At 59.6% G+C, this 6,238-nt stretch carries 10 protein-coding genes; 3 read left to right on the top strand and 7 right to left on the bottom strand.

The window, feature by feature from the left end; genetic code table 11:
* The coding region (locus Q1V60_RS21485) for an AraC family transcriptional regulator (protein WP_300634493.1) at nt 1–392 on the top strand (392 nt) is incomplete at its 5' end.
* Here Q1V60_RS21485 and Q1V60_RS21480 read toward each other — a convergent pair.
* A complete protein-coding gene (locus tag Q1V60_RS21480; protein WP_300634491.1) occupies nt 334–921 on the bottom strand; it encodes a LysE family translocator in 588 nt (195 codons plus the stop codon). The genes Q1V60_RS21485 and Q1V60_RS21480 overlap by 59 nt on opposite strands.
* 127 nt (nt 922–1,048) lie before the next feature.
* A complete protein-coding gene (locus Q1V60_RS21475; RefSeq protein WP_300634488.1) occupies nt 1,049–1,936 on the bottom strand; it encodes an NAD(P)/FAD-dependent oxidoreductase in 888 nt (295 codons plus the stop codon).
* Nucleotides 1,937–2,080: 144 nt separating this feature from the next.
* On the opposite strand from Q1V60_RS21475, the gene Q1V60_RS21470 reads away from it, so the two are divergent.
* Nucleotides 2,081–2,518 (top strand): Rrf2 family transcriptional regulator, encoded by a 438-nt coding sequence (locus Q1V60_RS21470; RefSeq protein WP_300634487.1) that lies wholly within the window; start codon nt 2,081–2,083, stop codon nt 2,516–2,518.
* Nucleotides 2,519–2,536: 18 nt separating this feature from the next.
* Here Q1V60_RS21470 and Q1V60_RS21465 read toward each other — a convergent pair whose 3' ends face one another.
* Nucleotides 2,537–3,166 (bottom strand): ribonuclease T2, encoded by a 630-nt coding sequence (locus Q1V60_RS21465; RefSeq protein WP_300634486.1) that lies wholly within the window; start codon nt 3,164–3,166, stop codon nt 2,537–2,539.
* Nucleotides 3,167–3,211: 45 nt separating this feature from the next.
* Complete coding sequence (locus tag Q1V60_RS21460; protein ID WP_300634484.1) at nt 3,212–4,189, bottom strand: Gfo/Idh/MocA family oxidoreductase; 978 nt, start codon at nt 4,187–4,189, stop codon at nt 3,212–3,214.
* Between the two features lie 125 nt (nt 4,190–4,314).
* Here Q1V60_RS21460 and Q1V60_RS21455 point away from each other — a divergent pair, with 125 nt between their 5' ends.
* Nucleotides 4,315–4,677, top strand: a complete 363-nt coding sequence (locus tag Q1V60_RS21455; RefSeq protein ID WP_300634481.1) for an NUDIX domain-containing protein — start codon at nt 4,315–4,317, stop codon at nt 4,675–4,677.
* Between the two features lie 361 nt (nt 4,678–5,038).
* On the opposite strand, the gene Q1V60_RS21450 is transcribed toward Q1V60_RS21455, so the two are convergent.
* From Q1V60_RS21450 to Q1V60_RS21440, 3 genes are all read right to left on the bottom strand, one after another.
* Nucleotides 5,039–5,242 (bottom strand): hypothetical protein, encoded by a 204-nt coding sequence (locus Q1V60_RS21450; RefSeq protein WP_363321068.1) that lies wholly within the window; start codon nt 5,240–5,242, stop codon nt 5,039–5,041.
* 37 nt (nt 5,243–5,279) lie between these two features.
* Nucleotides 5,280–5,726, bottom strand: a complete 447-nt coding sequence (locus Q1V60_RS21445; protein WP_300634475.1) for a GNAT family N-acetyltransferase — start codon at nt 5,724–5,726, stop codon at nt 5,280–5,282.
* Between the two features lie 95 nt (nt 5,727–5,821).
* Entirely contained in the window at nt 5,822–6,151 is a 330-nt protein-coding gene (locus tag Q1V60_RS21440) for a hypothetical protein (RefSeq protein WP_300634472.1), read from the bottom strand.
* Between the last annotated feature and the right edge of the window lie 87 nt (nt 6,152–6,238).

Here is a 6,238-nt window from a genome sequence, read left to right as displayed (position 1 = left end):
CTTCGGTCACGCCGCTGCGGGAGGTCAATCACAAGTTGGAGCGAGCCGCCGACTACATCCGCGAGCACTGTACCGAGGCCGTGAAACTCGAGGACATTTGCCACGCTGCCGAGCTGTCACCGTCTTACCTGATCCGCGCCTTCAAGCACTATCACGGGCTGACGCCCCATGCGTTTCTGGTCAACCGACGCATTCAGTTTGCCCGCAGCCAACTGCGCAATGGCGAGCTGATCGCCGACGTCGCCCTGGCAGCGGGGTTTGCCGACCAGGCGCATTTCCAGCGTGCGTTCAAACAGCATTTCGCCGCCACGCCCGGGCAATACCGCGAAAGACTCAAGCCATCAGCAAATAACCCACACTGGCCACCAGCAACGCGGCCATGGAACGGTTGAAGACTCTTACACCCCGAGGATTGTGCAGGTAGCGCCGTAAAAACGTCCCGGCATACGCCCAGCACGCCACTGACAGATAGCAGATCACACAATAGAGCGCCGCAAACAGCCACACCTGCCCGGCGTCGCCATCGCCCACAAACAAGCCCATCCCCGCCACACACGCAAGCCAGGCTTTCGGGTTGAGCCACTGCATGACCGCGCCGTACAGCATCGACGGCGCAGTGGCGCTGGCGTCGGCGCCCAGGCGGCCATCGTCCACCGCCAGCTTCCAGGCCATATACAGCAGGAAAGCCACCCCACCCCACCGGATCAGTTGGGTCAGGATCGGCCAGCGCAGCAGCACTTCATGCAGCCCCAGGCCGATCAGCACCAATAACAAGGTGAAGCCGACGGCTGCACCGAACACGTGTTTCTGGCTGGCGGCAAAACCGAAACGCGCACCGGCACTCAGGGCGACCACATTGACCGGTCCCGGCGTGATGGACGTGGCCAGGGCGAAGGCGGCCATGGAGAGAGTCAAGCTCATTGAGGTTCCTTATGTGATGCCAAACGAAGTCGGGATCACGATAAACGGATAGGCGTTCAGCGTATTGAACAAAATGACCTTTTGCCGCGTAGCACCGCGCCCTCGCCCAAGCCACTGCCGCGCCCAATCAGGCTTGACTGATCAACGAAAAATGCGCCCCCACTCCGGCGCGCACGCCCTCGGCGACGGCCAGTGCCACGGAGCCGGCGGCCAGGGAGGTATCGCCACAGGCGAACACGCCGGGCACGGAGGTCTGGCGGGTTTCGTTGGTGTGCAGGTAAGGCCCGGTGGCACCATCGGCCAGCTCACAGCCCAGTTGCTGCGCCAAGGCGCTGACGCGGGTGCGCGACATCGTGAAGATCCCGTCGAGGTTGAAGACCCGGCCGTCGTGCAATTGCAGGTCGGCGCGCTCACCCTGGATGCGGCGTACGCGGCCAGTTTCCACGCTCACCCCACGCCGATCCAGCTGCGCCTGTTGCTCGGCATCCGGGGTGAATACACCGTCGGTGAACAAGGTGGTAGCGCCCCAATCCGGCAACATCAGCGCGTGGTGCATCGCCAGGGGAGACGTGGCCAAGACGCCTATACGGCCTTGGTCCAGCTCGTAGCCATGGCAATAAGGGCAGTGGAACACGCGCTTGCCCCAGCGCTCTGCCAAGCCTTCGATGGCGGGCAACTCGTCCACCACGCCGGTGGCCAGGATCAAGCGTCTGGCCTTGAACTCACCGTTGCATTCGGTATCCACACTGAATCCGTGAGGCTGTGCACCGGCCACCCTGACAACGTCCTGCACCCAGGTCACGATCGGGTATTCCATCAACTGGCTGCGCCCCTCGGCGGCGATGGCCTGCGGCGCCTGTCCGTCCTGGCCGAGAAAGCCATGGGACGTCGCCGCAAACCGATTGCGTCGCTGCCCCGCATCGATCACCAGCACGGTGCGTCGCGCCCGCGCCAGTTGCAGGCCCGCCGACAGGCCAGCATAGCTGCCGCCCACAATAATCACGTCATACACCATGAAGGCACCCTCGCATTTCGCAGGCCAGGTTGGCTCCGCGCTTTCACGGCACACCATAAGTTACATGAAATTAACACGTCAAGCATCTCGCAACTTTTCAGGTTACGGACGATACTTTGCGTAGAATCGATTGGGAATTACGTGATGAGAAACGACACCCGCCTTTCGCGCATGCTGCACGTATTGATCCACATGGGGCGCCATGAAGAACGAGCCACGTCGCAGACCATTGCGCAGATGCTTGGCACTAACCCTGTGGTGGTGCGGCGCACGCTCGGCCTGCTCAAGGACAAGGGTTACGTATGCTCGGAAAAGGGTCACCAGGGCGGCTGGACCCTGGGCAAGCCCTTGAGTGAAATCACCTTGCTGGAGATTCACAACGCCCTGGGTACGCCGTCGATCTTTGCCATCGGCCTGTCCACCGACCACCCACAATGCCTGGTCGAACAGGCAGTCAACGCGGCGTTGACGGACGCATTCGCACAGGCCCAGGCCCTGCTTTTGGAGCGCCTGGGCGATGTGACCCTTGCGCAGTTGGCAGACGATTTCGATGAGCGCTATCGGGTGGCGATGCAGCCTTGAAACACAGGTCAAGCCTGCTCAGCGCTGGGTGGGGATGCGAATATCGCCATCCCGGCACTGGCTTTTCACGCTGCGCGGGCAACCAGCGAAGGCCAGGTCCTTGGTCAGGCATACGCGCACCTCGGACAGCACTTTGCCTTTGCAGATGACGGCCATCCCGTGGTCACCCATGCGTGGGTTGCTTTCGCGAAACAGCGCCTCGATTTCGCTGGCCGCTAATGACGACGGCGTATTGAACGGCTGCAATTGTTGTGGAATGACAACCGCGCCCAGTGCCGTATCGGACTTTTCCAGATACTCCAGCGGTTCAAGCCCGCTGCAAGTGCCATGTTTGGCCCACTCGTGCTTGAGCAATGCACGCGTGGGGAACAGCGTGGCGCCTTTTTCCATCGCTTCAGCGCTCAACCGGGATTGCGGCGCGCAGGCAGCCGGCCAACCGCCTTTTGCATACTGTGGCCACAATCCATGCAGTACAAACCCGTAACCCTTGCCCGAACACTGTTCATTGTTCGGGTGCGTCAGGCAAAACGTCGGCGACCATGACAACGACAACACATAGAAATCAAATTCCCCCGCCTGCCCTTGGTTGCGCTGCGCCGCCGTTGCGCCGGTGACGATCAGCAGCCACACCACCATCCAGTATTTCATCGCGATATCCTTCTAAAAAAGTGAGGCACCACGCTATCGCGACGACTAAGGATGCTGGGAGTAACGTTGCAGCACTTTGTCCAGGATTCGATCCGTCTTCAACGCCTCGATCGCCAGCGACGGGTGTTTGGCGTCCCCACGGATATGCGCGTTCATCGCGAGCACGTGGTGCCATTGGATATGCGCATGGCACGGGACTTCCAGCACCTCGTCGATCTCCCCCTCAAGGCGCAGCGGCTGGTCTTCGAATACCGAAAACGTGATGCGCCCTCGGCTGCCGATCAACTCGACCCGGTCTTCGCGGCGGTCTGCGACAAAGTTCCAGCAGCCCATGCCCAACGCACCGCAGGCGAAGGTCCAGCAGGCCGTCACCGCGTCCTCCGCCGCATAACGCCCGGCCTGCCGCGCGGTGAAGCCCGAGACCTCGACAATATCTCCCGCCAGGTACTGGAACAGGTCAAACCCATGGCTGGCCAGGTCGGCGAAATAACCGCCGCCGGCAATTGCCGGGTCCGTGCGCCAGTTGGCAGGGTTTACGTCTGCCTCTGCGGCGGGCTTGCACAGGGTCCAGGTCAGGTGGCGCAACTCACCGATACGGCCTTCCTGCAACCAGGTGCGCACTTGCTGGAAGCGCGGCAATGAGCGCCGATAGTAAGAGACGAACAAGTGCAGCCCGGCGCGCTCGAAGGTGCGTTGCATCAGCGCACTCTGTTCGGCGTTCAACGACATTGGCTTTTCGACGCAGCAATGTTTGCCTGCCGCCGCCACCATCAAGCTGTATTCGAGGTGGCTGTCGGGTGGCGTGGCGATGTATACCGCGTCCACCTCGGGGTCATCGATCAGGGCCTGGGCGTCGGTATAGAAGCGGGCAATGCCATGGCGTGTCGCATAATCGCGCACCGCTTCCTCACGGCGCCCCATCACGGCCACCAGGGCCGAACCTGGCGCTTTGTAGAAAGCGGGTCCACTCTTCAATTCAGTGACACTGCCACAGCCGATCATGCCCCAACGTACGGTGCTCATCTGCTCTCCTCGTTCGTTTACGTCAATCGGGCAGTATCCACATACACGCGCCGGCACGCCATAACCACTTAACATGACAATTGAATTACACTTTTATGACAAACATCCCGTTACAGGTATAAACGATGAAAATACGGGCCACGGTCATATGCGAACACGAGGGGCACATCCTCTTCGTGCGCAAGGCAAGATCAAAATGGGCATTGCCGGGTGGCAAGGTAGAACGGGGTGAACGCCCGGTCGGCGCGGCGCAGCGCGAGCTGGCGGAAGAAACCGGCTTGAACGTGGACGGCTTGCTGTACTTGCAGGAGTTGAAGGCGCGCGACACCGTGCACCATGTGTTTGAGGCGTCGGTGGTGAATATCGACGAGGCACGGCCGTGCAACGAGATCGCCGACTGCCAGTGGTACGCCTACGGTGCTCTGGACGAATTGGACACCACCGATGCCACGCGGCACATCGTCAAATCCTTTCTGCGCCGCCTCTGACGCGGCGTGTCTATGCCCTACCCGGCCGCAAATCTCCAGCGCTGCCTGGGTCGATGGGTAATACACCGCGACATTTTCAAGGCAAAAAAAATCCCAAGTAGCTGATGGAAACTTGGGATTTAAAAATGCATAAACCGTGGGAGGTGAACGCCCGGCTATAGTAGCGATTGAAAAAACGCGTCACAAGATTATTTTATTCCTTTCGTCGGATTAAACCTCCGTAAGTCGTTCAATAACCACATGTTTTTTAAGGTAAGCGGCCTACCTTTGCCACTTTTTGGTGCAAGTTATGTGGCAGGGCTCTGAACTAAACCCGCTTATAAATAACGGTTATTAGTTATTCCGCTCTTACACTTTTCAATCACTGTTTGTTCAATTGCCTGCATGCTTCGCCAAGTTCAACCGAGCTTGGAGCGGCTGCACCGGTGACCCGCTTCAAATGAAGGCACAATGCCAATTGGTCGGCGGCTTCTTCACGCTGGAGGTCCACCTTGGCGTTGAGTTGTGTGAAATAAAAACCCAGCAGCGCTGCAGCGCCCAGCACTCCCAGCACGAAGTTGCGCAAGCTGTTGGATGATTGGGGGGCCGGGACGTTCATCAAATCAGCACACCCTGCTCTTTTCGTAGCGCACGTCGTCGCCCTCGACACAGCCAGCCTTCCGCCAGCCCAGGCGTTGATAGAACCCGTTAGCGCGGACCTCATCGCGGCCATCAGTGACCAGGTACAGGCGGTCGTGGTGTTCAAACAATGCTTGCTCAGCCACTGCCGTCAACTGGCGGCCCAGGCCAAGGTTCTCGTAAGTGGGCAACACGAACAGCGCGAATACCTCGCCGGCCTCCAGATCGACCATGGAAAAGGCCGCCGGTTGGCCATCCACTTCGGCGACCCAACCGCACGGGGCTGCGCGCAGTGTGTCGGCTAATAGCTGCGGTGTGATCCCCAAGGCAGCCATCTGCTCAAGGCTCAGGTGATTTTGCGCCACCGAAGTCCGAATTGTAGTGAGTGTGTCGACGTCATCGACAATCGCCGCTCGAATATGCACTTGCATATGCGCCTCCTGATCAAGGGCGCGATTGTATGCAAATACATACACGGCATTTGTGGTGGATTTGTAAACCGGCCTCGCCCGGCAGTACGAAGGCGTTATTTGCGCGCGATTTTATAGCGCAGGCAATCCTGGTAAAAGCTTTGACGGATCGCCTCGGGCTTGAGCCGTGAGCCGCTGTCATAGGTTTGCTCGGTGATGCCCATGGCCATCATGCGCATCCACGACTTGTTGAACTTGATGGTCTGGATCTTCTGCCGGGCGGCATACAAAGACACCCCTGAAAGCTTGAGCTCCTGCGCCCTGGCGGCCGTGCCCGCGCCCCAACTGCACATATATTTATCGCCCTCGCGCAGCTCCCGAGCCTGCACGGCAGCCGTGCCGCCGGCCAGGGAACAAGCAACCAGCATGATTCCAACAGTGCGCATTGGCTTTCTCACCTAACCACCTGAAAATAAAAGCGATTCTGGCGAGAATTTTGTTACAAAGGGGCCATCAAATTGCCTTATCCGTGC

It is taken from the genome of Pseudomonas sp., assembly GCF_030147005.1.
GTDB lineage: Bacteria > Pseudomonadota > Gammaproteobacteria > Pseudomonadales > Pseudomonadaceae > Aquipseudomonas.
This window is presented reverse-complemented; position numbering and strand designations above follow the sequence as displayed.

Bases quoted from the DNA above. Each gene is read 5' to 3' on its own strand.
- Q1V60_RS21460 (WP_300634484.1), bottom strand. From the start codon at position 4,189: ATGAGCACCGTACGTTGGGGCATGATCGGCTGTGGCAGTGTCACTGAA.
- Q1V60_RS21440 (WP_300634472.1), bottom strand. From the start codon at position 6,151: ATGCGCACTGTTGGAATCATGCTGGTTGCTTGTTCCCTGGCCGGCGGC.
- Q1V60_RS21470 (WP_300634487.1), top strand. From the start codon at position 2,081: ATGAGAAACGACACCCGCCTTTCGCGCATGCTGCACGTATTGATCCAC.
- Q1V60_RS21445 (WP_300634475.1), bottom strand. From the start codon at position 5,726: ATGCAAGTGCATATTCGAGCGGCGATTGTCGATGACGTCGACACACTC.
- Q1V60_RS21475 (WP_300634488.1), bottom strand. From the start codon at position 1,936: ATGGTGTATGACGTGATTATTGTGGGCGGCAGCTATGCTGGCCTGTCG.
- Q1V60_RS21455 (WP_300634481.1), top strand. From the start codon at position 4,315: ATGAAAATACGGGCCACGGTCATATGCGAACACGAGGGGCACATCCTC.
- Q1V60_RS21465 (WP_300634486.1), bottom strand. From the start codon at position 3,166: ATGAAATACTGGATGGTGGTGTGGCTGCTGATCGTCACCGGCGCAACG.
- Q1V60_RS21480 (WP_300634491.1), bottom strand. From the start codon at position 921: ATGAGCTTGACTCTCTCCATGGCCGCCTTCGCCCTGGCCACGTCCATC.